At 68.7% G+C, this 26,068-nt stretch carries 28 protein-coding genes and 1 tRNA gene; 21 read left to right on the plus strand and 8 right to left on the minus strand.

Going from position 1 to position 26,068, the window contains the following annotated elements; genetic code table 11:
• On the minus strand, positions 1–2,239 hold a 2,239-nt coding region (locus RMP08_RS03755), incomplete at its 3' end, for a calcium-binding protein (protein ID WP_310467653.1).
• Between the two features lie 233 nt (positions 2,240–2,472).
• Entirely contained in the window at positions 2,473–3,780 is a 1,308-nt protein-coding gene (locus RMP08_RS03760) for a M20/M25/M40 family metallo-hydrolase (RefSeq protein WP_310467680.1), read from the minus strand.
• A gap of 233 nt (positions 3,781–4,013) precedes the next feature.
• Between RMP08_RS03760 and RMP08_RS03765 the strand changes: the two genes are divergently transcribed.
• The 8 genes from RMP08_RS03765 (at position 4,014) to hslU (ending at position 9,555) form a co-directional block, all read left to right on the plus strand.
• Positions 4,014–4,196 (plus strand): type II toxin-antitoxin system RelE/ParE family toxin, encoded by a 183-nt coding sequence (locus tag RMP08_RS03765; RefSeq protein ID WP_310467654.1) that lies wholly within the window; start codon positions 4,014–4,016, stop codon positions 4,194–4,196.
• Positions 4,196–4,504, plus strand: coding sequence for an addiction module antidote protein (locus tag RMP08_RS03770; RefSeq protein ID WP_310467655.1), 309 nt, complete (start codon positions 4,196–4,198; stop codon positions 4,502–4,504). Before RMP08_RS03765 ends, RMP08_RS03770 begins: the two co-directional genes overlap by 1 nt.
• A gap of 139 nt (positions 4,505–4,643) precedes the next feature.
• A complete protein-coding gene (locus RMP08_RS03775; RefSeq protein ID WP_310467656.1) occupies positions 4,644–5,219 on the plus strand; it encodes a glycosyl hydrolase 108 family protein in 576 nt (191 codons plus the stop codon).
• A gap of 75 nt (positions 5,220–5,294) precedes the next feature.
• A complete protein-coding gene (locus tag RMP08_RS03780; RefSeq protein ID WP_310467657.1) occupies positions 5,295–5,708 on the plus strand; it encodes a holin family protein in 414 nt (137 codons plus the stop codon).
• Positions 5,709–5,716: 8 nt separating this feature from the next.
• Positions 5,717–6,484, plus strand: coding sequence for a hypothetical protein (locus RMP08_RS03785; RefSeq protein ID WP_310467658.1), 768 nt, complete (start codon positions 5,717–5,719; stop codon positions 6,482–6,484).
• 68 nt (positions 6,485–6,552) lie between these two features.
• Positions 6,553–7,104, plus strand: a complete 552-nt coding sequence (gene hslV / locus RMP08_RS03790) for an ATP-dependent protease subunit HslV (protein ID WP_310467659.1) — start codon at positions 6,553–6,555, stop codon at positions 7,102–7,104.
• Between the two features lie 102 nt (positions 7,105–7,206).
• A complete protein-coding gene (locus RMP08_RS03795) occupies positions 7,207–8,169 on the plus strand; it encodes a hypothetical protein (RefSeq protein ID WP_310467660.1) in 963 nt (320 codons plus the stop codon).
• A gap of 42 nt (positions 8,170–8,211) precedes the next feature.
• On the plus strand, positions 8,212–9,555 hold the full coding sequence (gene hslU / locus RMP08_RS03800; protein ID WP_310467661.1) for an ATP-dependent protease ATPase subunit HslU: 1,344 nt from the start codon (positions 8,212–8,214) through the stop codon (positions 9,553–9,555).
• Here hslU and RMP08_RS03805 read toward each other — a convergent pair.
• Positions 9,543–10,232 carry a TIGR02117 family protein gene (locus RMP08_RS03805; protein WP_310467662.1) on the minus strand — a complete coding sequence of 230 codons (690 nt, stop codon included), beginning with the start codon at positions 10,230–10,232 and terminating at the stop codon, positions 9,543–9,545. The two genes, hslU and RMP08_RS03805, sit on opposite strands and share 13 nt — an antisense overlap.
• Before the next feature lie 59 nt (positions 10,233–10,291).
• On the opposite strand from RMP08_RS03805, the gene RMP08_RS03810 reads away from it, so the two are divergent.
• The 9 genes from RMP08_RS03810 to ligA all read left to right on the plus strand — a co-directional run bounded on the left by RMP08_RS03810 (position 10,292) and on the right by ligA (position 19,102).
• Positions 10,292–10,368, plus strand: a tRNA-Pro gene (locus RMP08_RS03810).
• A gap of 30 nt (positions 10,369–10,398) precedes the next feature.
• The gene (gene yajC / locus RMP08_RS03815) at positions 10,399–10,752 is read left to right on the plus strand and encodes a preprotein translocase subunit YajC (RefSeq protein ID WP_409049765.1); all 354 of its coding nucleotides are present in this window, start codon (positions 10,399–10,401) and stop codon (positions 10,750–10,752) included.
• Positions 10,752–12,347, plus strand: a complete 1,596-nt coding sequence (gene secD / locus RMP08_RS03820) for a protein translocase subunit SecD (RefSeq protein ID WP_310467664.1) — start codon at positions 10,752–10,754, stop codon at positions 12,345–12,347. The genes yajC and secD overlap by 1 nt, the downstream gene beginning before the upstream one ends.
• A gap of 10 nt (positions 12,348–12,357) precedes the next feature.
• Positions 12,358–13,317: a protein translocase subunit SecF gene (gene secF / locus RMP08_RS03825; protein ID WP_310467665.1), complete on the plus strand. Its 960-nt coding sequence runs from the start codon at positions 12,358–12,360 to the stop codon at positions 13,315–13,317.
• Positions 13,318–13,396: 79 nt separating this feature from the next.
• Positions 13,397–14,176 carry an outer membrane protein assembly factor BamD gene (locus RMP08_RS03830; protein WP_310467666.1) on the plus strand — a complete coding sequence of 260 codons (780 nt, stop codon included), beginning with the start codon at positions 13,397–13,399 and terminating at the stop codon, positions 14,174–14,176.
• 24 nt (positions 14,177–14,200) lie between these two features.
• Positions 14,201–15,853, plus strand: coding sequence for a DNA repair protein RecN (gene recN / locus RMP08_RS03835; protein ID WP_310467667.1), 1,653 nt, complete (start codon positions 14,201–14,203; stop codon positions 15,851–15,853).
• A complete protein-coding gene (locus RMP08_RS03840; RefSeq protein ID WP_310467668.1) occupies positions 15,850–16,563 on the plus strand; it encodes a dienelactone hydrolase family protein in 714 nt (237 codons plus the stop codon). The genes recN and RMP08_RS03840 overlap by 4 nt, the downstream gene beginning before the upstream one ends.
• Positions 16,560–17,066, plus strand: a complete 507-nt coding sequence (locus RMP08_RS03845) for a DUF1697 domain-containing protein (RefSeq protein ID WP_310467669.1) — start codon at positions 16,560–16,562, stop codon at positions 17,064–17,066. The genes RMP08_RS03840 and RMP08_RS03845 overlap by 4 nt, the downstream gene beginning before the upstream one ends.
• Positions 17,063–19,102, plus strand: coding sequence for an NAD-dependent DNA ligase LigA (gene ligA, locus RMP08_RS03850; RefSeq protein WP_310467670.1), 2,040 nt, complete (start codon positions 17,063–17,065; stop codon positions 19,100–19,102). Before RMP08_RS03845 ends, ligA begins: the two co-directional genes overlap by 4 nt.
• 14 nt (positions 19,103–19,116) lie before the next feature.
• Here ligA and RMP08_RS03855 read toward each other — a convergent pair whose 3' ends face one another.
• Complete coding sequence (locus tag RMP08_RS03855) at positions 19,117–19,299, minus strand: hypothetical protein (RefSeq protein ID WP_310467671.1); 183 nt, start codon at positions 19,297–19,299, stop codon at positions 19,117–19,119.
• Between the two features lie 150 nt (positions 19,300–19,449).
• Here RMP08_RS03855 and RMP08_RS03860 point away from each other — a divergent pair, with 150 nt between their 5' ends.
• A complete protein-coding gene (locus RMP08_RS03860; protein WP_310467672.1) occupies positions 19,450–20,535 on the plus strand; it encodes an acyltransferase in 1,086 nt (361 codons plus the stop codon).
• On the opposite strand, the gene RMP08_RS03865 is transcribed toward RMP08_RS03860, so the two are convergent.
• Genes RMP08_RS03865 through RMP08_RS03880 form a run of 4 tightly spaced genes read right to left on the minus strand, consistent with a single transcriptional unit; the run spans position 20,522 to position 24,404 of the window.
• Positions 20,522–21,409, minus strand: a complete 888-nt coding sequence (locus tag RMP08_RS03865; protein ID WP_310467673.1) for a 50S ribosomal protein L11 methyltransferase — start codon at positions 21,407–21,409, stop codon at positions 20,522–20,524. The two genes, RMP08_RS03860 and RMP08_RS03865, sit on opposite strands and share 14 nt — an antisense overlap.
• On the minus strand, positions 21,406–22,323 hold the full coding sequence (bla, locus tag RMP08_RS03870; RefSeq protein ID WP_310467674.1) for a subclass B3 metallo-beta-lactamase: 918 nt from the start codon (positions 22,321–22,323) through the stop codon (positions 21,406–21,408). The genes RMP08_RS03865 and bla overlap by 4 nt, the downstream gene beginning before the upstream one ends.
• Entirely contained in the window at positions 22,313–23,011 is a 699-nt protein-coding gene (locus tag RMP08_RS03875; protein ID WP_310467675.1) for an SDR family NAD(P)-dependent oxidoreductase, read from the minus strand. Before RMP08_RS03875 ends, bla begins: the two co-directional genes overlap by 11 nt.
• Before the next feature lie 40 nt (positions 23,012–23,051).
• Positions 23,052–24,404, minus strand: coding sequence for a methyl-accepting chemotaxis protein (locus tag RMP08_RS03880; RefSeq protein WP_310467676.1), 1,353 nt, complete (start codon positions 24,402–24,404; stop codon positions 23,052–23,054).
• Between the two features lie 169 nt (positions 24,405–24,573).
• Here RMP08_RS03880 and sdhC point away from each other — a divergent pair, with 169 nt between their 5' ends.
• The 3 genes from sdhC to RMP08_RS03895 all read left to right on the plus strand — a co-directional run.
• On the plus strand, positions 24,574–24,969 hold the full coding sequence (gene sdhC / locus RMP08_RS03885) for a succinate dehydrogenase, cytochrome b556 subunit (protein WP_310467677.1): 396 nt from the start codon (positions 24,574–24,576) through the stop codon (positions 24,967–24,969).
• Positions 24,966–25,364, plus strand: a complete 399-nt coding sequence (gene sdhD, locus RMP08_RS03890) for a succinate dehydrogenase, hydrophobic membrane anchor protein (protein WP_310467678.1) — start codon at positions 24,966–24,968, stop codon at positions 25,362–25,364. The genes sdhC and sdhD overlap by 4 nt, the downstream gene beginning before the upstream one ends.
• Positions 25,361–26,068 (plus strand): FAD-binding protein (locus tag RMP08_RS03895; RefSeq protein ID WP_310467679.1); only part of this gene is annotated, 708 nt, incomplete at its 3' end. The genes sdhD and RMP08_RS03895, both read left to right, overlap by 4 nt.

Here is a 26,068-nt window from a genome sequence, read left to right on the forward strand (position 1 = left end):
TGGTGGCGGCGTTGAGCGGCGCGTCGAAGCGGAAATTGTCGTTGCCGCCGCCGCCGTACAAAGTGTCGTTGCCGCCGCGGCCGTTGATGGTGTCGTTGCCGTTGTTGCCGCTCACCACATTGGCCAGGCTGCTGCCCGTCAGCGTGTCATTGAAGTTGGAGCCGGCGAGGTTCTCGATTGCGGCCAGCGTGTCGGTGCCGGCGCCGAGCGTGTTCTGCGCCCCCGCCACGCCGAGGTTGACCGCCACCGCCGCCGTCGCGGTGGCATAGGATGCAAGGTCGGTGCCATTGCCGCCGTTGAGCGTGTCGTTGCCGAGCCCGCCCTCGAGCCGGTCGTTGCCGCCGTTGCCGTTGAGGCTGTTGGCGGACGCATCGCCGGTCAGCGTGTCGTTGTGGTTTGATCCGGTGACATTCTCGATCGATGCCAGCGTGTCGGTTCCGGCACCCAGCGTGCTCTGCGCGGCGGCGATGGCGAGGTTGACGCTGACCGCCGTCGCCGCCGCTGCGTAGGTCGCGGTGTCGGTGCCGTTGCCGCCGGTGATGACGTCGTTGCCGACGCCCCCGTCGAGGGAGTCGCTGCCCTCGCCGCCGGTCAGGCTGTCGTTGCCCGAGCCGCCGAACATGACGTCGTTGCCGTTGCCCCCGATCAGCGCGTTGTTGCCGGTGTTGCCGACCAGCGTGTCGTTGAAGTTGGAGCCCGTCGCATTCTCGATCCCGGCCAGCGTGTCGGTGCCGGCGCCGAGCGTGTTCTGTGTCGCGGCCACCCCGAGGTTGACGGTCACCGCGGAAGCCGCCGCGGCGTAGGACACCGTGTCGGTGCCGTTGCCGCCGTTGACCAAATCGTTGCCGACCCCGCCGTCGAGCGCATCATTGCCCTCGCCGCCGACCACGCTGTCGTTGCCCGCGCCGCCGTAGATGAGGTCGTTGCCGTTGCCCCCGATCAGCGTGTTGTTGCCGGTGTTGCCGACCAGCGTGTCGTTGAAATTGGAGCCCGTCGTATTCTCGATTCCGGTCAGCGTGTCGATCCCGGCGCCGAGCGTGTCTTGAGCGACGCCGATCACCCCGAGGTTGACCCGGACCGCCGCCGTCGCGGTGGTGTAATATGCGATGTCGAAGCCGTTGCCGCCGTTGAGAGCGTCGTTGCCCGCCCCGCCGTCGAGCGTGTCGTTGCCGTCGCCGCCGTTGAGGCTGTCGTGGTCCGCGCCGCCGCGCAAGATGTCGTTGCCGCCATTGCCGCTCAGGACGTTGTTGCCGAAACTGCCGGTCAGCACGTCGGCGAACGCCGAGCCGGCGAGATTTTCCACCGTCAGCCAGTCGCTTCCCGCGCCGAGCGTGTCCTGTGTGCCGAAGATATTGAGGTCGACCCGCACCGCGGCCGCCGCGTCGGCATAGTCGGCGCCGTCGATGCCGTCGCCGCCGTCGAGAAAATCGTCGCCGCTGCCGCCCACCAAAATGTCGTTGTCGCTGCCGCCGAGGATGGTGTCGTTGCCGCTGCCGCCAAACAAGCTGTCGTTACCGTTGTCGCCGTAAATGGTGTCGTGGCCGCCCATCCCGGCAAGCGTGTCGTCGCCGTCATTGCCGTGGATTGTATCGTCGCCCATCGCGGTCGGCCCATTGTCGATGTGGCCCGACACCGAAATGTTGGCGACAAACGATTCCCCGCCGTTGAACGGTGCGCCGCCTTCGCTGAACCCAATGGTGTAGGTGTCCCCCGATCCGGTGGTGTTGGTAAAGGTCAGGAAAGAATCGGCGCCCGATATGCTTCCGGCGGCGCCCAGCGCGGTGCTGGAATCTTCACTGACTGCGACAATTTCGCCGAGGGCATTGTACAGGGTCACCCGGACATCGCTGTCCTGGCCGATCGGATGGATGCCGAAGTCGATGTCGATGGTGATGGTTTCCCCCGCGCCGATCAGCACCGACGAGTAGAGCAACTCGACCGGTTGCGCGGAGACGTACAGCGACAGGTGGGGGACGGTGGTGCTGTTGGCGATGAACGGGTTCTCGTCGAGCGTCCAGGCATACTGGTCGTTGATGTCGTGCGGCGCCGCGAAACTCGCCGAAGTGCCGGTCGCAAAGCTGCTGTTGCTATCGCCGACGATATAGTCGTCACCGTCGCCCCCGTTCACCTCCTCCGAAATGATACCATCGGTGCTGTATCCGACGATGAAGTCATCGCCCGCGGTGCCGGTGAAGGACGGGTCACTATCGGTGTCGTAGATGACGAGGTTAGCGGGCATTGCTTGATCCTCTCGCGCAATACGCCGGACGCGGCGCACCCTTGTGCGGACAGCTGGCCCACCGCGTCAGACGACCGGCGACGGGGCACCGAGTCGCAAAGAGCATTGTCAACCCGATCGCAAAAAATACCAATGCAATGAATGAATTTTGCAATCCGGCGGCCTGGCCGCAGGCGCAAGACAAGCGGTTGCGTTGCGCTTGGCGGATCGCGATCCGGATTTTGCGGTGCGGCCTAGCGCTTCTCCGCCGCCAGCCGCGACATCATGATCGCCGCGCGCTTGGCTTGCTTGAAGATCGACGCGATGTCGACCGTCTCGCCGGGAGCATGGTCGCCGCGGCTCGCCGGGCCCATCCCGGCCAGCCCGTCGACATCCTGCGCCACGAAGCTGATGTCCCCGGCGCCGCGCTTGACCGGGTCCAGTTCGCCCATCTCGGCTAGCCCCAAATCGCGGTTGACCGCGTTCAATCGGCTAAGCACCGCGCGATTGCCGTCGGTCGGCGCCATCGGCGGATAGCCGTCGGGCATGAATTCGATCTTGGCGGTCGCGCCCGACAGCGGCTGCGCCACGATCGCCTCCATTTTCGCTTTGGCGCGCGCAATCTGCTCGGGGCTGATCGCACGCAAGTCGCCGCGCGCGATCGCGCTAGCGGCGATGATATTGGTCTTGCCGCCCGCCGCGATGCGGATGCGGTCGGCGCTCAGCTCGGCCGCCTGCCCGCCGCCGATCAGGCCGACGTTGAAGGTCAATTTGTCCTCGCGCACCTCGCGCCGGAAGGCGTCGATGATGCGCGCCGCCTCGTAGATCGCGCCGTGCCCCGATCCGGGGGTGAAGATCCCGCTCGAATGGCCGCCGCGCGCGGTCACGTTCAGCGTCCATTCGTCCGAGCTGCGCCGCGCGGTCGAGCCCATGTCGGCAGGCCCGTCGGCCCCCGCCAATTGCACCAGCCCCTCGAAATCGAGCGCGACATCGGCCTTCTTGCCCTCCGCGATGAGGTCGCGCCGCGAAATCCCGACCGGCCCCGAATCCTCCTCGTCGCCGGTCAAAAACACCGTGATGTCGGCCTTGTTGAGCGTCCCCGCCGCGTGCATCGCGCGCAGCGCGGCGACGATCACCGCCACCCCGCCCTTATTGTCGCCCGCGCCGGGCCCCTCGCCGTCATTGCCGCGCCGCGTCCAGCGCTGGAACGGCGAGTCGGGCTCGAACACCGTGTCGAGGTGCCCGATCAGCAGCATCTTTTTGCCCCGTCCCTTGCGCCGCGCAACTAAGTGTCCGGCGCGCCCGGCCGAAGTCATGTTGAGCCACTCGATCTTGAACCCCAACGGCTCCAGTTCCGCGCGCACCATCTTGCCCACCGCCGCGACGCCGGGCGCATTCAGAGTCCCGCTATTCTGGTTGACCCACGTCTCGAGCATCGCGACGGTCCGCTCCTGCTCGGCGTCGACCGTCGCGATCATTTTTTGCTCGGGCGCGGACAGCCGCGCGGCGGCGGGGGTGGCACAGGCGAGGGCAAGGGCGGCAAAAGCCGCGGCAAGGCGCATAATCATGCCGCCAGCCTAGCGCGGACCGCAGCAACGACAAGCGAAACGCGGCCTGAGTGGACACCGCGAGACGCGTCTACTTTGGTTGACAGTGCCGAGCATGTCTACTATAGGAGACGCCGTGTGATCGCGGTTCGGCAGACGGCCCGCTTTTCCATCTGGCTTGCTGGCCTGCGGGATGATCGCGCCAAAGCGAAAATCCTCAACGGATCGACCGCGCCAGCAACGGCAATTTGGGAGACGTCGGCCCGGTCGGGGAGGGCGTCTCGGAGATGAGGATTTTTTACGGACCGGGCTACCGCGTTTATTTTGTTCGCCGCGGAGCGGAGCTGATCCTGCTCCTGTGCGGCGGCGATAAATCGACGCAGCGCGCCGACATGGCGGAAGCCAGGGAAATGGCGAGGGAGATCGAGTGATGGCCAAGATCGCAACCACCGCGTTCGACTCGGCGGATTATCTCAACTCGGCGGAGGCGATCGCTGCGTACCTGGGCGAGTATCTCGAGGACGGCACCCCGCAGGAGCTGCGCGATGCACTGGCGACCGTCGCGCGCTCGCACGGCGTGTCGGATCTGGCGCGGCGCAGCGGAGTCAGCCGCCCCGGCATCTACAAGGCGCTTGGCCAGGACGGTAACCCATCCTTCGAAACCGTCCGCTCCATCCTCGCCGCGATGGGCCTGCGGCTGACCGTCGAGCCGGCGGAGCAGACACCGCAGTTGGTCTAGCTGAGCCCTGGCCGAATCGGCCCTGAGGTGTGGCGACCTCCCTTCGGCTTCGACCCTCAGGTTCAAACACCTTTCCTACAAGCAACCAAACAGGTTATACTGTAGCGACTCGGGGCATAAGCTCGGAAGGAGCGCGGCCATGACCGACCTGCCAGCACAGACCATCGACACGCTGATCGACGCCTTGATCGAGCGCGAAGGCGGCTATTCCAACCATCCCGCCGACCGCGGCGGGGCGACTCGGTTCGGGGTCGCCGAGGCGACCGCGCGCGCACACGGCTATGGCGGGCCGATGGCGCTGCTGCCGCGCGACGAGGCGGCGGCGATCTACCGCCGCTTGTACTGGCTGCGGCCGCGCTTCGACGAGGTCGCCAAGCGCTCGGGCAAGGTCGCCGAGGAGCTGTTCGACACCGGCGCCAACATGGGGCCGGGGATCGCCACCACCTTCCTCCAGCGCGCGCTGACCGCACTCAACCGCGAGGGCCGCGATTACCCCGACCTCGTCCCCGACGGGCGCGTCGGCGCGGTCACGCTCGCCGCGCTCGACGCCTTCATCGCGGCGCGCGGCACCCCCGGCGGCGAGACCGTGCTGCTGCGCGCGCTCGAGGCGCTGCAGGGCGAGCGCTACCTCCGCCTGGCGGAAAAGCGGCCGGCCAACGAGGTGTTCCTTTATGGGTGGCTTGCGAACCGTATCGGTAATCCGGACCGAGGCTGACCGTGCCAAGGTGATGAAGTATGCGAACTTGACGACCCCCCGAATCGACCCCCCCTCGCTGCAAGGAACGCAAGCATGGCCATGTTCGACGCGGTGATCGGCCCGGTCGCCAAATTGCTCGACAAGATCATCCCCGACCCCCAGGCGCGCGACCGCGCCAAGCTCGAGCTGTTGAAGCTCGAGGGCGACCAGGAAACCGCCGCGATCGGCCGCCAGCTGCAGGCGGTGGTGGTCGAGGCGCAATCGCCCGACCCGTGGACCAGCCGCGCCCGCCCAAGCTTCCTCTACATGATGTACGTGATGATCCTGTGGTCGATCCCGATGGGGCTGATCGCCGCCGCCGACCCGCAGATGGCCAAGGGCATCGGGGACGGCATGACCGGCTATCTGCGCGGCATCCCGGAGGAGCTCTACGCATTGTTCGGCACCGGCTACCTCGGCTACACCGCGGCGCGCGCCTGGGGCAAAGCCAAGGGCGTCGAGCGGTGAGGAGCGCGATGCACGTCGGCAGGCTGTTCGGATTGGCGATGGCGGCGGTCTTGCTCGCGCTCCCGGCGCCAGGGCCGGCCGCGCCCTCGGGCAAGCTCGCGGCGCGCCCTTCGGCCGGCGTCACGGCCGCGCCGCCGGGGATCGCGCGGCTCATCAATGGCGCGGTCGCGTACCGTCCCGCCACGGCCCGGCCGGGGCCTTTGCCCCTGCTCGTCCTGCTCCACGGCTCGGACGGCAAGGCGCGGCGTTTCCTCGACCTGTTTCGGCCGCTCGCCGATGCCGAGGGCTACGCCCTGCTCGCGCTCCAGTCGGCGGCCTGGGACTGGGACATCGGCGCCGCGGTCGCCGAGCAGATGCGCCGCGGCACGGCGGGCAAGGTCGCCCCCGACTTCGGCCGCGACCCGGCGCGGATCGATGCCGTGCTCGCGCAATATTTCGCCGCCAACGCGGTCGATCGCATCGTGCTGGTCGGCTTCTCCGACGGCGCCGCCTATGCCTTGTCGCTCGGCCTCGCCAACCCCGAGCTGTTCCCCGCGGTGGTCGCTTTGTCCCCCGGCTTCGTCAAACTGCCGCCGGAGTTCGGTCCCGGGCAGCGCGTGTTCATTGCCCACGGCCGCAGCGACCGCGTGCTGCCGTTCGCCACCGGGCGCCAGCTCGCCGAGGTGCTCGCCCGCACCAGCCTCTCCGTCCGCTTCCACCCGTTCGACGGCGACCATGTCATCAGCCGCGCCGCGCTCGACGCCGGCCTCGCCTTCGCGCTCGACGGGACGGGCTAACCGCCGCGCTCGCTTGCAACCCCGCTCCCCGCATCCCAAGTCTGGGCGGCAGTAGCGGGAGCGGATGAGTGGAAAGCTGGCACGGAACGACGATCCTCGGGGTCAAGGCGGGCGGGCGCACGGTGATCGCCGGCGACGGCCAGGTCAGCCTCGGCAATACGGTGATCAAGCCCAATGCCAAGAAGGTCCGCCGCCTCGGCGCCGACGGCACGGTGATTGGCGGGTTCGCCGGCGCCACCGCCGATGCCTTCACCCTGTTCGAGCGGCTCGAGAAGAAGCTCGAGCAGCACAATGGCCAGCTGATGCGCGCCGCGGTCGAGCTGGCCAAGGACTGGCGCACCGACAAGTACCTCCGCAACCTCGAGGCGATGATGATCGTCGCCGACGCTTCGGCGATGTTGATCCTGACCGGCAACGGCGACGTGCTCGAGCCCGAGGCCGAGGACGGCAACGCCATCGCGGCAATCGGCTCGGGCGGCAATTATGCGCTCGCCGCGGCGCGTGCGCTGGCCGACTACGAGCCCGACCCCGAGAAGCTCGCCCGCCGCGCCATGGCTATCGCCGCCGAGGTGTGCGTGTTCACCAACGACCGCCTGACGGTGGAAACGGTCGGCGGCTGACGCGCATCGTTGCCGCCCGCCGGCGAATATCATAGACTGACGTCCTGCTCGGTTGTTGTGCGCCGGCGCCGCTCTCTCGCGCTGGCCGAAAGGGGGCCTGTGATGAGCAGTGTGATCAGATTAATCGTGGCGGCATTCCTGCTGGCGTTGGCCGGTCCGGCGTTCGCCCAAGCCACCCGCACCTGGGTCTCGGGGGTCGGCGACGACGTCAACCCGTGCAGCCGCACCGCGCCGTGCAAGACCTTCGCCGGCGCCATTTCCAAGACCGCCGCGGGCGGCGAGATCAACTGCCTCGATCCCGGCGGGTTCGGCACGCTGACGATCACCAAGTCGATCACGGTCGATTGCTCGGGGACGTTCGGGAGCACGCTCAATTCGGGCGGGATCAACGGTTTCGTCATCAATGATTCGCTGTCGGCCACGCCGGGCACCGCCAAGGTCGTGCTGCGCGGTCTGTCGATCAACGGCGCCGGCACTACCCCCGGGCTCAACGGCATCCGCTTCCTGTCCGGCCGCGAGCTGGTCGTCGAGAACGTGTTCATCCAGAACCAGGGCGGCGGCAACGGCATTTCGCTCCAGCCGAGCGCGCTGATGCGGTTCCAGGCGGAAAACGTCACGGTCGCCCACGGTGCCGGCGGGATTCTGATCCAGCCGACCGGGGCCAATGGCGCGATCCGCGCGACCATGCGCAATGTCCGGGTCCGCAACAACAGCGGGATCGGCCTGAGCGTGCTGACCACCGGCAACACCGCCGCCGGGGGCAATGTGGTTGCCATCGACAAGTGCAGCTTCGCCAGCAACAGCAGCGGCATCGCCGTCAACGCGGCCGCCGGCACGACCTCGGCGACGGTGATGATCTACGATACGCTGCTCGCCAATAATTCCACCGGCCTGTCGGCCACCGGGACGCTGGCCCGCGCGCGCATCGGCCAGTCGGTGATCACCGGCAATTCGACCGGCGTATCGGTGACCGGCGGCGCGGCCATCAATACCTACGCCACCAACATGGTCGACGGGAATACCACCGACGGGACCTTCACCTTGCCCGCGATCCTGCAAGAATAGGCGCCGCTTGAACTCCGGCGTCCCGCCTCCATCTAGTCGGGGATGAATTACCAATCTCCCGTACTCGAAGGCGGCGTGGCGCCGGTCAAGCACAAGACCATGCTCACCCCCCAGGCGATCGTCGCCGCGCTCGACGAGCATATCGTCGGCCAGCACGACGCCAAGAAAGCGGTCGCGGTGGCGCTGCGCAACCGCTGGCGGCGGCAGCAATTGTCGCCCGAGCTGCGCGAGGAGGTGACCCCCAAGAACATCCTGATGATCGGGCCCACCGGCTGCGGCAAAACCGAGATCTCGCGGCGCCTCGCGAAGCTCGCCGATGCGCCGTTCGTCAAGGTCGAGGCGACCAAGTTCACCGAGGTCGGCTATGTCGGCCGCGACGTCGAGCAGATCGCCCGCGACCTCGTCGAGGAAGCGGTGCGGCTCGAGCGCGAGCGGCGGCGGTCGGCGGTCAAGGCCGCGGCCGAAGCGGCGGCGATGGAGCGTCTGCTCGACGCGCTGACCGGCAAAGGCGCGAGCGAGGCCACGCGAGCGAGCTTCCGCCAGCGCTTCGCCGACGGCAGCCTGGGTTCGGCCGAAATTGAGATCGAGGTCGACGACGCGCCGGCCATGCCGTTCGAGATCCCCGGCATGGGCGCGCAGATGATCGATTTGAAGGCGATGATGGGCAAGGCGCTCGGGCAGGGGCCGCGCAAGAAGCGCAAATTGAAGGTCCCCGAGGCGTTCGCCAAGCTGACCGAGGAGGAGGCCGACAAGCGCCTCGACCCCGACGACGTCAGCCGCGCCGCGCTCGAGGACGCCGAGGCCAACGGCATCGTGTTCCTTGACGAGATCGACAAGATCGCCGTGAGCGACGTGCGCGGCGGTTCGGTGTCGCGCGAGGGCGTCCAGCGCGACCTGCTGCCGCTCATCGAGGGCACCACGGTGGCGACCAAATACGGCCCGCTCAAAACCGACCACATCTTGTTCATCGCGTCGGGCGCGTTCCACGTCGCGAAGCCGTCCGACCTGCTCCCCGAGCTGCAGGGCCGCCTGCCGATCCGCGTCGAGCTGAAGGCGCTGACCCAGGCCGATTTCGTGCGCATCCTGTCGGCCACCCGCGCCAGCCTGACCGAGCAATATCAGGCTCTGCTCGGCACCGAGGGCGTCACGGTGTCCTTCACCCCCGACGGCATCGAGGCGCTCGCGCGCATCGCCGCCGAGGTCAACGAAGCGCTCGAGAACATCGGCGCGCGGCGGCTGCAGACGGTGATGGAGAAACTGCTCGAGGACATCAGCTTCACCGCCGAGGACCGCCGCGGCGAATCGCTGACCGTCGACGCCGCGTTCGTCGACGCCCAGCTGGCCGGAATCGCGCGCAACGCCGACCTCAGCCGCTACGTGCTCTGATCGTACGGACGGTACCGCCACGTCAGCCCCTGCACGAACGGCGGCCACAAGCTGGTTCTGATTCCCGCGATACGCAGCTTGCTTGCCGCCCATTCATTGCAGGTGCGCACCGCATTGGCCTTGCCGGTGGCGCGGTAGAAGGCGTCGCGCGGGCCGTAGCCGGGGTGGTCGAGGCGCCGCGGCGGCCCGCCGAAATCGGAGCGGATCGCCGCCCACAGCCGGCGATACTCCGCGGGCCGCAACCGCACCTCGCGCACCGCATAGGACGGGTCGGCGACCCACTCGACGTGCATCACGCGCTTGCCGCCAGCCAGCGCCGACCACATTGTCCTTGCTTCTATGTCGCGCCACCGCGGGGTCTCGAGATAGACCCGCTCCTCGCCCGCCCCGAACGCCACCCATTGCGCATCGGCCGCCGCCGCCGCGAAATCGCTCTTCGGCAGCAGCGGCCGCCAGTCGAGCCCCTGTGCCACCGCCGGCAGCAGCAGGTCGGCATGGACCCCGTTGTCGGCGATCAGCACGGTGACGCCCTCGGCCGGCTCGTCCCACCCGCGGTTGACCGGCACCAGCGATCCGATCAGCGCGGCGAGCAGGTACAGCCCCGGCACCGCCGCGATCAACAGCGCCAGCCGCCGCCACGGGCGAATTCTCCTCGTCCTGCGCCTGCGCCGCGTCATTCAGCCTCCCGCTCCGGCTTGCCTTGACCGGCCCGCCTGACTAGATGCGCCGTCCTGGTCGGGGCGTAGCGCAGCCTGGTAGCGCATCACACTGGGGGTGTGGGGGTCGCTGGTTCGAATCCAGTCGCCCCGACCATCCGCCTCAACGGAAAGTCCGTGTTCGCTTATGCTCACATCATCCCTCGTTTCCATCACCACCGCGGCCGCAGCCGCGTCCGGCGCTCCCGGTGGGGGCATGTCGGCGGTGCTTGTCGGCATCCTGCCGTGGCTGCTGATCTTCGTCATCTTCTATATGCTGATGATCCGCCCGCAGCATAAGCGGATGAAGGAGCATCAAGCGGCGATCGCGGCGATCAAGAAGGGCGACGAGGTGATCACCGGCGGCGGCATCCGCGGCCGCATCACCAAGGTCGGCGACGACGAGGCCGAGGTCGAAATCGCCCAGGGGGTCAAGGTCAAGGTGGTCAAGTCGACCCTCACCCATGTCGTCACGCCGTCGTCGAAGCCGGCCAACGAATAATGATGGATTTTCCCCGCTGGAAGGTGTGGGCGGTCACGCTCACCATCCTCGCCGGCATCTTGTTCGCCATTCCCAGCCTGCTGCCGGCCTCGGCCCTTGCCAAATATCCGGCGTGGCTGCCGAGCGCGCGGATCAACCTGGGCCTTGATCTTGCCGGCGGCAGCCACCTGCTGCTCGAGGCCGACGCCGCCGACGCCGCCAAGCAGCGTCTGCAGGCGATGGAAGACACCGTCTCGACCGAGCTCCGCCGCAACAACCCGCGGATCGACATCGGCGACATCTCGACCACCGGCGGGCGGCTGTCGTTCATGGTTCGCGACCCCGCTCTGGTCGACGCCGCGGTCGAGCGGTTGCGCGCGCTGACCCAGGGCGTCGGGCTGACCGGCACCCGCGACTGGGATGTCGCGGTGGTCGATGCGAGCCGGATCGTGCTGACCCCGACCAAAGCGGGCTCGGCCAAGGCGCTCAAGGACGCGATGACCGTCGCGCGCGACGTCGTCCGCCGTCGCATCGACCCGCAGGGGACCAAGGAAATTACCGTTATCGGCCAGGGCGAGCGCCGCATCCTGGTCCAGGTGCCGGGCGTCGAGGACCCCGAGGCGCTGAAGGCGCTGATCGGCCAGACCGCCCGGCTCGAGTTCAAGCTGGTCGACCTCACCGCCGATCCGGAGCAAGTCGCCGCCGGCCGCGCCCCGGCCGGCAGCCAGGTGCTGCCGCTCGCCGACGGCACCGGGGCGATGGCGGTCAAGCGCCGGGTGATGGTGTCGGGCGACCAGCTGGTCGACGCCAAGCAGACCTTCGAGCAGACCAGCGGCCAGCCGGTGGTGTCGATCAGCTTCAACTCGTCGGGCGCGCGCCGTTTCGGCCGCGTCACCCAGGAGAATGTCGGCAAGCCGTTCGCGATCATCCTCGACGACAAGATCCTGTCCGCGCCCAACATCAACGAGCCGATCCTCGGCGGCCAGGCGCAGATCAGCGGCAGCTTCACCGTCGAGAGCGCCAACGCGCTGGCGATCAGCCTCGCCTCGGGCAAATTGCCGGTCAAGTTGAACGTCATCGAGGAGCGCACCGTCGGCCCCGACCTGGGCAAGGATTCGATCGAGAAGGGCGCCATCGCCAGCATTGTCGCGACCCTCGCGGTGATCGCCTTCATGCTCGTCACCTACGGCCGCTTCGGGGTCTATGCGACCGCCGCGCTGGTCGTGAACGCGCTGTTGATCCTCGGCATCATGGCGATCTTCAACGCCACCTTGACCCTGCCCGGGATCGCCGGCTTCGTCCTCACCATCGGCGCCGCGGTCGACGCCAACGTGCTGATCAACGAACGCATCCGCGAGGAGCAAAGGCGCGGGCGAAAGATCATCGACGCGATCGAGACCGGCTACAAGGAGGCCTCGACCGCGATCTTCGACGCCAACATCACCAACGTCATCGCCGCCGCGCTGATGTTCTACTTCGGCTCGGGGCCGATCCGCGGCTTCGCGGTGGTGCTGATGATCGGCATCGTCACTTCGGTGTTCACGGCGGTCAATCTGACGCGGATGCTGGTGTCGCTGTGGGTCAAGCGCAGCCGCCCGCGCGTGCTGAACATTTAGGAACGCAACGATGAAGCTGCTCAAGCTCGTCCCCGACAACACCAACATCGACTTCATGCGCTGGCGCAATGTCGCGCTGGTGCTGTCGATCCTGTTGACCGTCGCCAGCCTCGTGCTGGTCGGCGCACGCGGCCTCAACCTCGGGGTCGACTTCGTCGGCGGGCAGATGATCCGCACCACCTTCGCCCAGCCGGTCGACGTCGAGCAGTTGCGCACCCGCGTCGGGGCGCTCGGCCTCGGCGAGGCGAGCATCCAGGAATTCGGCGGCCCGCGCAGCTTCCAGATCCGCCTGCCTCGGCCCGAGGGCGGCGAGGCCGCCGCCAACCGTGCCGCGAGCCAGGTGCGCGGGATGATCGCCGCGCAATATCCGGGCGCCCGCGTCGATGCCGTCGAGACCGTCTCGGGCAAGGTCAGCGAGGAGCTCGCCACCGACGGCGCGCTGGCCATCCTGTTCGCGATGATCGGGATCGCGATGTATATCTGGTTCCGCTTCGAATGGCAGTTCGGGGTCGGCGCCTTGGTCACTCTGTTCCACGATGTGGCGATGACGCTGGGGTTTTTCTCGCTGACCCAGCTGCAGGTCGATCTGAACGTCGTCGCGGCGATCCTCACCATCGTCGGCTACTCGCTCAACGACACCGTGGTGATCTACGACCGCATCCGCGAAAATCTGCGCAAGTACCGCAAGATGGCGATCGTGCCGCTGCTCAACCTGTCATTGAACGAGACGCTGTCGCGGACGATGGTCACCTCGCTCTCGATCCTGCTCGCCTTGGGCATCCTGCTGGTGCTCGGGCCCGACGTCATCTTCGGGCTGACCATCGCGATTTTCCTCGGCATCTTCGTCGGCACCTACTCGTCGATCTACATTTCCTCGCCGATCCTGGTCTGGCTCGGGGTCAAGCCCGACAGCTTTTTGCGCACCGATGAGCGCGAAGGCGCCGACCCCGCCGGGGCCGCACCAGCCTGACGTTCGTTCAGCTCCGGCCAAGGTGACGGCCGCCATGTCGCCGCTTGGCCTTCGCCGGGCCGCAAGCTAAGAGGTTTCCATGTCCACCCTGACCCGTACCGCGACGCTGTTGCTCGCCGCCGCGATCGTCCTCCCCGCTTCCGGCTGTGCCCGCAACAAGGCCAAGGGCGACACCGCCTATGTCGCGCGCGACGTCAACACCCTCTACAGCCTGGCCAAGCGCCGGCTCGACCAGGGCGATTATGTCGAGGCGGCCAAGATCTTCGACGAGGTTGAGCGCCAGCATCCTTACTCGGTGTGGGCTCGCCGCGCCCAGCTGATGAGCGCGTTCAGCTACTATGTCGGCGAGAAATATACCGACGCGGTGAGCTCGGCCCAGCGCTTCCTCACCATCCACCCCGGCAACAAGGACGCGCCCTACGCCCATTATCTGGTGGCGATGAGCTATTACCAGCAGATCGAGGACGTCACCCGCGACCAGCGCACCACCCAGCAGGCCGCCGATGCGTTCGGCGAATTGGTCCGCCGCTACCCGCAGAGCCGCTACGCGTCCGACGCGCGGCTGAAGCTCGATCTCATCAACGACCACCTCGCGGGCAAGGAGATGGAAGTCGGGCGCTACTACCAGCGCGCCGGCAACTGGCTCGCCGCGACCACCCGTTTCCGCACCGTGATCGACAAGTACCAGACCACCAGCCACACCCCCGAGGCGCTCGAGCGGCTGGTCGAGAGCTATCTCGCGCTCGGCGTGCCCGACGAGGCCAAGAAGGCCGCCGCGGTGCTCGGCGCCAATTACCCCGGCAGCAAATGGTACAAGCGCGCGTTCGCCTTGATCCAGCGGCATACGCCGCAAAGCTGATTTGAGCGGGCGGGGGCCGGCGTCATGCTGAGGCAGCTCGCCATCACCGACGTCGTGCTGGTCGAGCGGCTCGAGCTCGAGTTCGAGCCCGGCCTCGGCGTGCTCACCGGCGAGACCGGCGCGGGCAAGTCGATCCTGCTCGATGCACTGGGCCTCGCGCTCGGCACCCGCGCCGACGCCGGTCTGGTCCGCGCCGGGCAGGCGGCGGCCGCCGTCTCGGCCGAGATCGAGCTGGCACCCGATCACCCCGCCCGGATCGTCCTCGCCGACCAGGGCATCGAGCTCGACCCCGGCGAGCCTTTGCTGCTGCGCCGCACCCTGCGCGCCGACGGCGGCAGCCGCGCTTTCGCCGGCGGCAGCGCGGTCGCGGCCGGCACCCTGCGCGATATCGCCGCCGTCGCGGTCGAGATCCACGGCCAGCACGACGACCGCGGCCTGCTCAACCCGAAAGGCCACCGCGACCTGCTTGACGCGTCCGGCAAGCTCGACGGGCGCCCCGTCGCCGCCGCCTGGGCCGAGGTCACCCGCATCGAGGCCGATCTGGCATCAGCGCGCGAAACCGCCGCCGCGGCGGAGCGCGATCGCGACTGGCTCGAGCACGCCGCGACCGAAATCGCCGCGCTCGCCCCCGAGCCCGGCGAGGAAACCCGCCTCGCCGAGGAGCGCGCCGCGATCCAGGCCGGGGCCAAGGCCGGCGAGACGCTGGCCGGATTGGACGAATTGCTCGGCGGCCCCGACGGCGCGCTGGCCCAGCTGCGCCTCGCCGCGCGGCGCATCGAGCGCGGCGCCGCCGACCATCCCGCGCTGGCCGACGCGCTCGCCTCGCTCGACCGCGCGGTGATCGAGGCGTGCGAGGCGGAGGAGCGGATCGCCCGCGCCGCCGACGCCCTCGCGTTCGACCCGGCGCGCTTGGAGACGGCCGAGGCACGGCTGTTCGACATCCGCGCGCTCGCCCGCAAGCACCGCGTCGAGCCCGACACGCTGGCCGCGCTCGGCGAGCAGATGCGCGGCCAACTCGCCGCGATCGAGCAAGGCGGCGCCCGCATCGCCGAGCTGGAGGCCGCGCTCGGCCATGCCCGCACCGCCTTCACCGCAGCCGCCACCGCGCTCGCCGAGCAACGCCGCGCCGCCGCGCAAAAACTCGACGCCGCGGTCGCCGCCGAGCTCGCCCCGCTAAAGCTCGACGCCGCGCGCTTCCGCACCGCCTTCGCCCCCGCCGAGCCCGGCCCATCCGGCACCGACCGCGCCGAGTTCGAGGTCTCGACCAACCCTGGCGCGCCGTTCGGCCCCTTGACCCACATCGCCTCGGGCGGCGAATTGTCGCGCTTCATCCTCGCCTTGAAGGTCGCTTTGGCCGAGGCCGGCAGCGCGGCGACGATGATCTTCGACGAGGTCGACCGCGGCGTCGGCGGCGCGGTCGCCAGCGCGATTGGCGAACGGCTGGCGCGGCTGGCCGAGACCTCGCAGGTGCTGGTCGTCACCCACAGCCCGCAGGTCGCCGCCCGCGCCGCCCACCATTACCGCATCGAAAAGAGCCACGACGGCGGCATCACCCGCACTCACGTGCGCAAGCTCGACGCCGCCGAGCGCCGCGAGGAAATTGCGCGCATGCTGTCGGGCGCCGCGGTCACCGACGAAGCCCGCGCCCAGGCGGCAAAATTGATGGAGGCGGCATGACGGACGAGCGGACGGTTGACCTGGAGTTTGGCGGAGAGACACTGAGCAGCGTGCTGTTCTCGGCGGGCGGCGGCGCGCGCCCGGCGGTGATCCTGTTCCCCACCGTGATGGGGATCAGCGAGCTCGAGCTCGGCTTCGCGCGCAAGCTGGTCGCCGACGGCTACACCGCACTGGTCGCCGATTTGTTCGGGCGCCGCTTCACCCCCGGGGCCGACCGCGACGCCGCGTTCGCCGCGATGGGCGCCTTGCGCGCCGACCGCGCCGCCCTGCGCGACCGCCTGACCGCGATCCTCGAGGCGACCCGCGCCCAGCCCGAAATCGATGCCGCCAACATCGCCGCGATCGGCTTCTGCTTCGGCGGCCAGTGCGCGCTCGACCTCGCGCGAAGCGGCGCCGACCTCGCCGGCGTCGCCAGCTTCCACGGCCTGTTCGACCCGCCCGGGCTCGACCCCCAGCCGATTACGGCGAAAGTCGTCGCCTTTCACGGCTGGGACGACCCGATGGTCCCGCCCGACGCCGTCGTCGCGCTCGGCCAGGAACTCACCGCAGCCGGTACCGACTGGCAGATTCATTCTTATGGCAACGTCGCCCACGGCTTCACCAACCCGCAGGCCGCCGCGATGGCCATCCCCGGCGTCGACTACAACAAGGCCGCCGCCGAGCGCTCGTGGGCGAGCCTCGGCAATTTCCTGGCTGAGCTGTTCGGGTGACGTCGTTCGTCGCGCTGCTCCGGGCGGTCAACGTCGCCGGCACCGGCAAGCTGCCGATGGCTCAATTGAAGGCGATCGGCGAGGCATGCGATTTCTCCAGCGTGAGGACCTTCATCGCCAGCGGCAATCTGCTGTTCGCCAGCGACCGCGACGAGCCCGAGGTCGCAGCACTGCTCGAGGACCGGCTTGAGGCGTTCGCTGGAAAGCGCATCCCAATCTTCGTCCGCAGCGCCGCCGAGATGGCCGAGGTCGCCGCGCGCAACCCGTTCACCGACGATAAGCCGAGCCGCGTCATGGCTCATTTCATCGCCGAGCCGCCGACCGACGCGATGCTCGCCGAGGCCAAGGATGTCGCGGGCGAGCGGATGGCCCTCGGCCCGCGCGCAATCTACGTTTCGTACGGCGAAGGCATCGGCAAGACCCGCCTCAAGCTCCCCGCGGTGCGCCACGGGACGGCGCGCAACATCAACAGCGTGGCGAAAATCGCGAGCCTGCTGGCATGACCGAAGGCGCGTTGACCGAAGCCCAAGCAGCCAACCGGCTGATGCGGCTTGCCAAGGACATCGCGCGACACGACCGCGCCTATCACGACCGCGATTCGCCCGAGATTTCCGACGCCGACTACGACGCGCTGGTGCGCGAGAATGCCGCGCTCGAGGCGGCCTTCCCCCACCTCGTCCGCCCCGATTCGCCGTCGCGGCGGCTCGGCGCGGCGCCGACCTCGAGCCTCGCCAAGGTCGCCCACGCCAAGCCGATGCTGAGCCTCGACAACGCCTTTTCGGCGGCCGAAGTGGAAGAATTCGTCGCCAGCGTCCGCCGCTTCCTGTCGCTCGCCGCCGACGAGCCGGTGGCGATCACCGCCGAGCCCAAGATTGACGGGCTGTCCTGCTCACTGCGCTATGAGAACGGCGCGCTGGTATTGGCGGCCACGCGCGGCGACGGCACCGTCGGCGAAGACGTCACCGCCAACGTGCGGACGATATCCGACATCCCCCAAGCCATCCGCGGCGCGCCCGCCGTGCTCGAGGTGCGCGGCGAAGTGTATATGTCCAAAGCCGATTTCGCGGCGCTCAACCAGCGCCAGGAAACCGCCGGCGGCAAGATTTTCGCCAACCCGCGCAACGCCGCGGCGGGCTCGCTGCGGCAAAAGGATCCGAGCGTCACCGCCGCCCGCCCGCTGCGCTTCCTGGCCCACGGCTGGGGCGAGGTGAGCGAGCCGCTGGCGATGCTGCAATTGCTCGCGATGAAGAAGATCGAATCGTTCGGGCTGCCCGTCAGCGACCTGCTCAAGCGCTGCGAGACGCTCGACGAAGCGCTCGCCCATTACGCCGCGATCGAGCACGCCCGCGCCGACCTGCCGTACGACATCGACGGGGTGGTCTATAAGGTCGGCCGGCTCGACTGGCAGGAGCGGCTGGGCGAGGTCGGCCGCGCGCCGCGCTGGGGCCTCGCGCACAAATTCCCCGCCGAGCGGGCCGAAACTACCCTCGAGGCAATCGACATCCAGGTCGGCCGCACTGGCAAATTGACCCCGGTCGGGCGCCTGCAGCCGGTCGGCGTCGGCGGGGTGATCGTCGCCAATGTCACTTTGCACAACCGCGACGAAATCGCCCGCCTGGGCCTGCGCGTCGGCGACCGCGTGCGCATCCAGCGCGCCGGCGACGTCATCCCGCAAGTGGTTGAAAACCTCACGCGCGACGAGCGGCGGGAGCCCTACGCCTTCCCCGACCATTGCCCCGAATGCCAGTCCGAGGCGGTCGCCGCCGAGGGCGAGGTCGACGTGCGTTGCACCGGCGGGCTGATCTGCCCCGCCCAGCGCATCGAGCGATTGAAGCATTTCGTATCGCGCGGCGCGATGGACATCGACGGCCTCGGCGAAAAGAGCATTGTCGAGTTCGTCGGCCTCGGCTGGCTCGACGCCCCCGCCGACATTTTTCGCCTGAAGGCCCACCGCGACGAGCAGGTCGGCCGCGAGGGGTGGAAGGACGTATCGGTGGATAAGTTGCTCGCCGCGATCGAGGCGCGCAAAGGCTTCGACCCCGCGCGCTTCCTGTTCGGACTCGGCATCCGCCACGTCGGCAGCGTCACCGCGCGCGATTTGATGAAGGCGTTCGGCACGGTCGAGGCGCTGCAGGCGGCGGCGACCGGCGACGGCGCCGAGGCCGAGCTGTCGGCGGTCGAGGGGGTCGGCCCGGTGGTTGCCGAGGCGCTCGCCGATTTCTTCCACGAGCCGCACAACCGCGATGCGCTGGATGATTTGCTCGCACTGGCCAAACCCGCGGCGTTCGTCTCGACGTCGCGCAAAACCGAATGGACCGGCAAGACCATCGTCTTCACCGGCACCCTCGAAACGATGAGCCGAGACGAAGCCAAGGCCCAGGCCGAGCGCCTCGGTGCGCGCGCCGCCGGCTCGGTGTCGGCCAAGACCGACCTCGTCGTCGCCGGTCCCGGCGCCGGGTCGAAGCTCAAGAAAGCCGCCGAGCTCGGCGTGCGCGTCGCCAGCGAAGCCGAATGGGCGGCGATCGTCGCCGAGGCTTAGTCGCGCCGGGCGGGTTACTTACCCCGGACGGGTCCGCCGCCGCCGTCGCGGCGCTGGCCGTCCTCGGCTTGCTCGCGCTGCGCGTCGTCCTGGCTCATCCCGGCGCCGCCGCCCGGGTCGACATTGCCGCCCTGGCCGCTCTGCACGCTGCCCTGGCTGCCGCGCCCGCCCTGCACATTGCTTTTGCTCTTCGACATCTGGTCCTCAATCGCTGAATCTACCCTGGCCCGAACGCGGGGTCTGGCGGATCGTTGCCAGCTCGAGTGTATGCGGCCGGCGAGCGCGCCTAGGCGGCAATCGTCGCGGGGGCTTGATTGGAGCGGGTTGAGCGGGGATCAGGGGCGCCGATGGATGCCCCGCTCGCCAGTGTTGCCGCCGACGCGCCAGCGGTGACCCACTCACCGCGTGACACGCGCAACAATTTCGATCTGATCCGCTTGGCGGCCGCGGCGCAGGTCGCGGTGACTCATTCGGCCGAGCACCTCGGCATCCACTCGCCGCTGATCGAGGCGCTCAAATTCTTCCCCGGGGTGCCGATCTTCTTCCTCATCAGCGGCTTCCTGATCTACCAGTCGTTCGTCAACGCGCGGGTCGACCGCTACCGCAGCTACGCCACCAACCGGGTGCTGCGGCTCTATCCGGCGCTGTTTCTGTGCTTCGCGGTGTCGGTGCTGTCGGTGTGGGCGACCGGTTATTTCGACCGCGCGTTCGACGCGCGGCAGATGGCCGTGTGGGCGGTCACGACACTCACCGCGTTCCAATTCTATAGCCCGCCGTTCCTGCGCGATTACGGGGTCGGTGCGATCAACGGCAGCCTGTGGACGATTGCGGTCGAGTTGCAATTCTATGTGCTGACGCCGCTGCTCTACTGGGCGCGCCACCAGCGCAAATCGCTGCTGATTGCCGGCTTCGTGCTGCTGGTCGCCGCCAACGCGGTCAATTCGCTGCTCCACGGCAGCGAGTCGCTGCTGGTCAAATTGTTCGGCGTGTCGTTCCTGCCGTGGTTCTACATGTTCGTGATCGGCGCGTTCCTGTCGGCCAACGCGCCGCTGCGCGAGCGGGTGCTGGCGGTCAACGGCTGGCTCTACTTCGTCGCTTTCCTCCTGGTCTACGCGCTGTCGTGGCGGTTCGGCCTGGGCACCGGCAACAGCATCAATTTCGTCGCCTATCTGCTGTTCGGCTGCGTCGTGCTCAAGGCGGCCTATGCGCGGCGCGACCTCGCCGACCGCCTGCTCAAGCGCAACGACATAAGCTACGGCGTCTACATCTACCACATGCCGGTGGTGAATTTCCTGCTCGTGATGGGGCTGGCCGGGACGCCGGCCGGCTTCGCGCTCGCGCTCGCGCTGACGTTCGCCATTGCCGCGCTGTCGTGGTTCGTGATCGAAAAGCCCGCGCTGCGGCTCAAGAAGATCGCGCTCAGGCGGGTGTAACCAGCACCAGCACCGGCCACTCGCCGTGGCCGCGGGCGGTAACCGCCAGCCCGAGCTCGGTGTAGGCGGACATCACCGCCTCCGCCTGACTGTCGAGCAACCCGGCGAGGATGATCGTGCCGCCCGGCGGCAGTGCCGCCGTGAACGCCGGGGCGAACTCGATCAGCGGCCCCGCCAGGATGTTGGCGATCAGCAGGTCGAACTTGGCGCGGGCCGCGAGCAGCGGCGAATCCATCCCGTCCGCGACCGCCAGCAGCAGCTCGCCTGCTCCATGCCCGAGCGCCACCCCGTTGATCGCCGCATTGTCGCGCGCGACATCGACCGCCACCGAATCAATGTCGGTGGCGATGCATTTTGCCGTCGGCCACAGCGCCAGCGCGGCGAAGGCGAGCAGGCCGGTGCCAGTGCCGATGTCCGCAATATTTGTGAACTTACAACCGTTTTGTTCGAGCAAATCCAGCGCTTCGAGGCAGCCGGCGGTGGTCGCGTGCTGGCCCGTGCCGAACGCCAGCCCGGCGTCGATCTCGAACGCGATCGCGCCGGCTGGCACGGTGCCGCGGTGGGTCGGGGTGTGGACGTAAAAGCGCCCCGCGCGCAGCGGCTGCAGCCCGGCCTGGCTCATCGACACCCAGTCGGTCTCGGCCAGGCTTTCGGTGGCCGGCGCGCCGCTGCCGAGCAGGGTCAGGCGGGCGAGGTCGTCGGTGCTCGGTTCATGCTCGAAATACGCATGGAGCAGCCAGTCGTCGGGCTTGGCGGGGTCAGGCTCGTCGGCGACCAGCACCGGCGGGTCGGCGGCGTGGGCGAACAGCTCGTCGGCCTCGGGGAGCGCCTCGGCCTGCGCCCGCGTGCACGGCAAAGTCACCCGCCAGCTCATTTCTTCGCGGCCTGTTCCTTGGCCAGCCGCTCGTCGAGGCGCTTGGTCAGCCCGGCCGCATAATTGCGGCAGCCCTGCTCGTCGAACAACGGCTGGTCGCCCAGCATCCGCGACCGCATCGCGCTCGCCGAGGGGTGGGGGGTGAGCAGGATCTCGCAGCGCACCGCGGCGACCTTGGCGATCGCCGCCCGGTAGGCGGCGAGATAGGCCGGATGGTCGCTGAAGCGATAATCGTCGCGGCTGACCGGGGTCAGGCTGTCGGCATAGACCATCGACCGGCACACCCCGCCGTCGCAGCTTTCCCAGCGCCAGCTGAGCGCGCCCGGGGTGTGGCCCAGCGTCGCCATCGCGGCCAGCAGCAAATTGCCGAGGCGCACTTCGCCACCGTCGTTTATGGTACGGCCGACGGTGGCGGCGCGGAACGGCTTGTGCATCCCCGCCTGGGGATCGTCGGCGCTGGCCGTGCCGGTGGCCAACACGCGCGCGGCGGTGGCCGACGCGATCAGCGTCGCGCCGGTCAGTTGCTGCAACCGCGCGGTGCCGCCGACATGGTCGAAATGCTCGTGGCTGTGGAGCAGGAATTTGACGTCGCGCAGCTTGAAGCCGAGCTTGCGGATGTTGCTGGCGATGAGATCCGCGCCGGCCTCGGTCCCGCCGTCGATCAGCACATGGCCGTCGCTGCCGGTGACCAGGATCGCGGAAATCCCGCAGGTGCCGACCAAATAGGTGTTGGCGTGGATGCGCACCGGCGGGGCGGGCTTGTCCCACTCGTCATTGTCCGTGCACGCCGCCCCCCATTGCCGCCCGGCCTGCGCGATCGGCGCGCGCGGCACCTCGGCCTGGCGCGGCGGCTTGCCGAGCGGGATGGTGATCTGCTGGGCGGCCAGCGCAAGTAGGAAAAAACTAGCGGACAAAGCTGGCGCCGTTGACGTCGATCACGCTGCCGGTGGCGGCGGCGGGGGCTTCGGTGGCGAGCCAGCGGATGGTTTCCCCAACCTCGTCGGCACTGGCGACGCGGCCCAGGGGAATGTCGGCAAGGATCGCGGCGCCACCGCGGCTGTCGAGATATTCCTTGGTCATCTCGGTCACGGTGAACCCCGGCGCGACCGCGAACGCCAGAATATTCTCGGCCGCATAGCCCCGCGCGATGGTTCGCGTCATGCCGATCATCGCCGCCTTGGACGCCGCATAATGCCAGTGCGCGGGCGAATCGCCGCGGAAGGCGGCGCGGCTGGCGACGTTGACGATGCGCCCGCCGCCACGAGTGCGGAAATGGGCGATGGCCATCCGCGACAGATCGGCGGTGGCCTGCAGATTGACCGTCAGCGTGCGCGCCCACGCCGCGTGCCACTCGGCGTCGGGCGCGTCGTCGGCGATGTGTTCGTAAATCCCGGCGTTGTTGACCAGCACGTCGATGCCGCCGAGCCGGGCGACGGCCTCGTCCCACAGGCGGCGCGGCGCGGCAGGGTCGGTGAGCTCGCCGGCGAGGAGAGTTTCGCTCCCTCGCGTGGAATGCCCGGCGACCGCATGCCCGCCGGCCTGGAGCAATGAAAGCGCCGCCGCGCCAATCCCGCGGCTGGCCCCGGTGATTAGGATGTTCATCCGCCCGCTCTGTCATCGCGAGCGGAGCGAAGCAATGAGGCTAGGCGGCGAACTTCCGCACGAAGTCGTCGGTGGCGAGCTTGAAGTCGGTGATCTGGCCCGAGAAGCGCCCAAAGCCCTGCTCCACCTGGTCGATGTCCTTGGCGACATTCTCGGTGTCGGTACGGATCGCGGCGATGGTCGAGCTCATCGAATCGGCGGCCAGCGCGGTTTCGTCGACCGCGGCGGTGATCATCGTCACCGTCTGCGCCTGCAATTCCATCGCCTCGCGGATGCGGTCGGCCGACACCTGGACTTCCTCGACGGTGCCCTGGATCGAGCTGTTGGCCTCGACCGTCTGCTTGGTCGCCTGTTGGATCGCGGTGATCTTGGCGGTGATGTCGTCGGTCGCGCGCGCGGTCTGGCTGGCGAGCGATTTCACTTCCTGCGCAACGACCGCGAAGCCGCGCCCGGCGTCGCCTGCGCGCGCCGCCTCGATGGTCGCGTTGAGGGCCAAAAGATTGGTCTGGCCGGCGATGTCGCGGATCAAGCCGAGGATCGATTCGATCGCCTCGACATGCGCGGACAGCGCCTGGCTGACCTTCACCGCGTCGCTCGCCTGGCCGCCGGCTCGCGTGGCGACCCCGGCCGCGACCTCGACTTCCGATCGCGCGTCCTCGATCGCGCGGATCAGCCCGGCGGCGGTCTGCGCCGCCTCGCGCATGGCGACCGCCGATTGCTCGGCGGCGGCGGCGACTTCGCTGGTCTTGCCGAGCATGCCGCGCGCGCTCGACGAGGTGCTGGTGGCCTGCGCGCGCAACTGGTCGCTCTCGCTGGTGCAGCGCGCGAGCACGCTCATCACCTTGGCGTTGAACTCGTCGGTCAGGCGCGCCTTGAGCACGACATTCTCGTTGCGCGCGATACTCAACGCGTGGTGCACGAAGACGTCAATCTGGAGCATTTCGATGTCGCCGCTGGTGCGCATCAGGCGGAGCTGGTCCTCGCGGTCGGGGACATTGTCGCGGATCGACGCGAATACTTCCTCGGTCTCCGCCGACAGGCTGGTCAGCAATGTCGCGAGCGTGATGTCGGCGGCCAGCGCCTGCTCGACATAGGGCCGCGCGTCGGCGACCCAGCCGGGCTGGTCGATCTCGGTATATTTGCGGCGGAAGTAAGCGGCGAGACCGTGGGCGAGTTCGTCGATGCGCGCCGCGCCGAAGGCCTCGGTGACCTCTTCCGACCGGCTGTAGCGGTTCCAGAAAGCGCGGGCGAGGTCGACCTCGGAGCCGCGGATATGCTCGAACAGCTCGGCCGCGCGCTCCTTCAATCCGCCGAGGCTGTCGAACACGCGCAGGCTGCGCTGCAAATCGTAGCCGAAGGTGCCGCTGTCATTATTGGCGGGCGCGCTCGTCATGTTTGGTCTCTCCGCGTCGGATTGGTCCCGCTGCAATGGCCCGGCAATGGTTAAGGCGGGGTTAGGACGCCGCCCAATCTTGCCTCCGCCGGAGTGCCGCCCTAAGCGGGCCGGGCCGGCACCTCGACCGCCGCGCCGGCTCGAAATTCACGCGAAAGGCATGGGCTTGATGGCCGCCACCCGACCCCGACCGCTTTCCCCCCACCTGACGATCTGGAAATGGGGGCCGGCGATGCTGGTCTCGATCCTCCACCGCGTCACCGGCAGCGCGCTGACCGTCGCCGGGCTGGCGCTGCTGACGTGGTGGCTGTGGGCGCTCGCCGACGGCGGCGACAGTTACAATGTCTTCGCGTTCGCCGCCGGCCACCCGTTCGGCCTGTTCATCCTGGTCGGCCTGACCTGGGCCTTTTTCCAGCATACATTGTCCGGCCTGCGCCATTTGTTGATGGATGCCGGCGAGGGCTTCGAGCTCAAGGTCAACAAGACCAGCGCGGTCGCCACCATCCTTGGCTCGCTGCTGCTGACCATCGCGGTGTGGGCCTATCTGCTGGGAGCAGCGCGATGAGCGTCGGCGACAGCGCCACCCCGCTCGGCCGCGTCCGCGGGCTCGGGCCGTCGCGCCACGGCGGCGAGCATTGGCTGGCGGACAAGGTGACGAGTCTCGCGCTGCTGCTGCTCGGCGCGTGGCTGATCGCGTCGCTATTGTGGCTCCCGTCGCTCGACCGCGCGAGCGTGCTCGAATGGCTGCGTGCACCGAGCGGCGCGCTGCCGATGGCATTGTTCATCGTCGCCGCCTTCCGCCACGGGCTCGACGGCCTCAAGGTAGTGGTCGACGACTATGTCCATGACGAGGGCAACCGCTTCGCGCTCAACACCCTGCTGCTGTTCCTCGCCGTCGGCGGCGGCGCGCTGGCCTTGTTCTCGCTCGCCCGCATCGCGTTCGGGGGAGCCGCCGCTTGAGCGCCTACCAGATCGTCGACCATGTCTATGACGTCGTCGTCGTCGGCGCCGGCGGCGCGGGGCTGCGCGCGACCATGGGATCGGGCGAGCAGGGCCTCAAGACCGCCTGCATCACCAAGGTCTTCCCGACCCGCAGCCACACCGTCGCGGCGCAGGGCGGGATCGCCGCCAGCCTCGGCAACATGGGTCCCGACCATTGGTCGTGGCACATGTACGACACCGTCAAGGGCTCCGACTGGCTCGGCGACCAGGACGCGATCGAATATCTGACCCGCGAGGCACCCGCCGCGGTCTACGAGCTCGAACATGCCGGGCTGCCGTTCAGCCGCACCCCCGACGGCCGCATCTACCAGCGCGCGTTCGGCGGCATGACCCAGAACATGGGCGAGGGCCCCGCCGCCCAGCGCACCTGCGCCGCCGCCGACCGCACCGGCCACGCCATGCTCCACACGCTCTACCAGCAGAGCCTCAAGCACGACGCCGACTTCTTCATCGAATATTTCGCGCTCGACCTGATCATGGAGGACGGCGCCTGCCGCGGGGTGATCGCGTTGTGCTTAGGCGATGGTTCGATCCACCGCTTCCGCGCCCAGGCGGTGGTGCTCGCCACCGGCGGCTACGGGCGGATCTATTACACCGCGACCTCGGCCCATACCTGCACCGGCGACGGCAACGCCATGGTGCTGCGCGCCGGGCTGCCGCTG

Origin of the sequence: Sphingomonas sp. (assembly GCF_031426035.1) — a bacterium.
GTDB lineage: Bacteria > Pseudomonadota > Alphaproteobacteria > Sphingomonadales > Sphingomonadaceae > Sphingomicrobium.

Bases quoted from the DNA above. Each gene is read 5' to 3' on its own strand.
- RMP08_RS03775 (WP_310467656.1), top strand. From the start codon at position 4,644: ATGACCGACCTGCCAGCACAGACCATCGACACGCTGATCGACGCCTTG.
- RMP08_RS03760 (WP_310467680.1), bottom strand. From the start codon at position 3,780: ATGCGCCTTGCCGCGGCTTTTGCCGCCCTTGCCCTCGCCTGTGCCACC.
- RMP08_RS03795 (WP_310467660.1), top strand. From the start codon at position 7,207: ATGAGCAGTGTGATCAGATTAATCGTGGCGGCATTCCTGCTGGCGTTG.
- sdhC (WP_310467677.1), top strand. From the start codon at position 24,574: ATGGCCGCCACCCGACCCCGACCGCTTTCCCCCCACCTGACGATCTGG.
- ligA (WP_310467670.1), top strand. From the start codon at position 17,063: ATGACCGAAGGCGCGTTGACCGAAGCCCAAGCAGCCAACCGGCTGATG.
- secD (WP_310467664.1), top strand. From the start codon at position 10,752: ATGATGGATTTTCCCCGCTGGAAGGTGTGGGCGGTCACGCTCACCATC.
- RMP08_RS03875 (WP_310467675.1), bottom strand. From the start codon at position 23,011: ATGAACATCCTAATCACCGGGGCCAGCCGCGGGATTGGCGCGGCGGCG.
- secF (WP_310467665.1), top strand. From the start codon at position 12,358: ATGAAGCTGCTCAAGCTCGTCCCCGACAACACCAACATCGACTTCATG.
- RMP08_RS03830 (WP_310467666.1), top strand. From the start codon at position 13,397: ATGTCCACCCTGACCCGTACCGCGACGCTGTTGCTCGCCGCCGCGATC.
- RMP08_RS03785 (WP_310467658.1), top strand. From the start codon at position 5,717: ATGCACGTCGGCAGGCTGTTCGGATTGGCGATGGCGGCGGTCTTGCTC.
- RMP08_RS03805 (WP_310467662.1), bottom strand. From the start codon at position 10,232: ATGACGCGGCGCAGGCGCAGGACGAGGAGAATTCGCCCGTGGCGGCGG.
- recN (WP_310467667.1), top strand. From the start codon at position 14,201: ATGCTGAGGCAGCTCGCCATCACCGACGTCGTGCTGGTCGAGCGGCTC.
- RMP08_RS03840 (WP_310467668.1), top strand. From the start codon at position 15,850: ATGACGGACGAGCGGACGGTTGACCTGGAGTTTGGCGGAGAGACACTG.
- sdhD (WP_310467678.1), top strand. From the start codon at position 24,966: ATGAGCGTCGGCGACAGCGCCACCCCGCTCGGCCGCGTCCGCGGGCTC.
- RMP08_RS03865 (WP_310467673.1), bottom strand. From the start codon at position 21,409: ATGAGCTGGCGGGTGACTTTGCCGTGCACGCGGGCGCAGGCCGAGGCG.
- RMP08_RS03860 (WP_310467672.1), top strand. From the start codon at position 19,450: ATGGATGCCCCGCTCGCCAGTGTTGCCGCCGACGCGCCAGCGGTGACC.
- RMP08_RS03855 (WP_310467671.1), bottom strand. From the start codon at position 19,299: ATGTCGAAGAGCAAAAGCAATGTGCAGGGCGGGCGCGGCAGCCAGGGC.
- yajC (WP_409049765.1), top strand. From the start codon at position 10,399: ATGCTCACATCATCCCTCGTTTCCATCACCACCGCGGCCGCAGCCGCG.
- RMP08_RS03880 (WP_310467676.1), bottom strand. From the start codon at position 24,404: ATGACGAGCGCGCCCGCCAATAATGACAGCGGCACCTTCGGCTACGAT.
- RMP08_RS03770 (WP_310467655.1), top strand. From the start codon at position 4,196: ATGGCCAAGATCGCAACCACCGCGTTCGACTCGGCGGATTATCTCAAC.
- hslU (WP_310467661.1), top strand. From the start codon at position 8,212: ATGAATTACCAATCTCCCGTACTCGAAGGCGGCGTGGCGCCGGTCAAG.
- RMP08_RS03780 (WP_310467657.1), top strand. From the start codon at position 5,295: ATGGCCATGTTCGACGCGGTGATCGGCCCGGTCGCCAAATTGCTCGAC.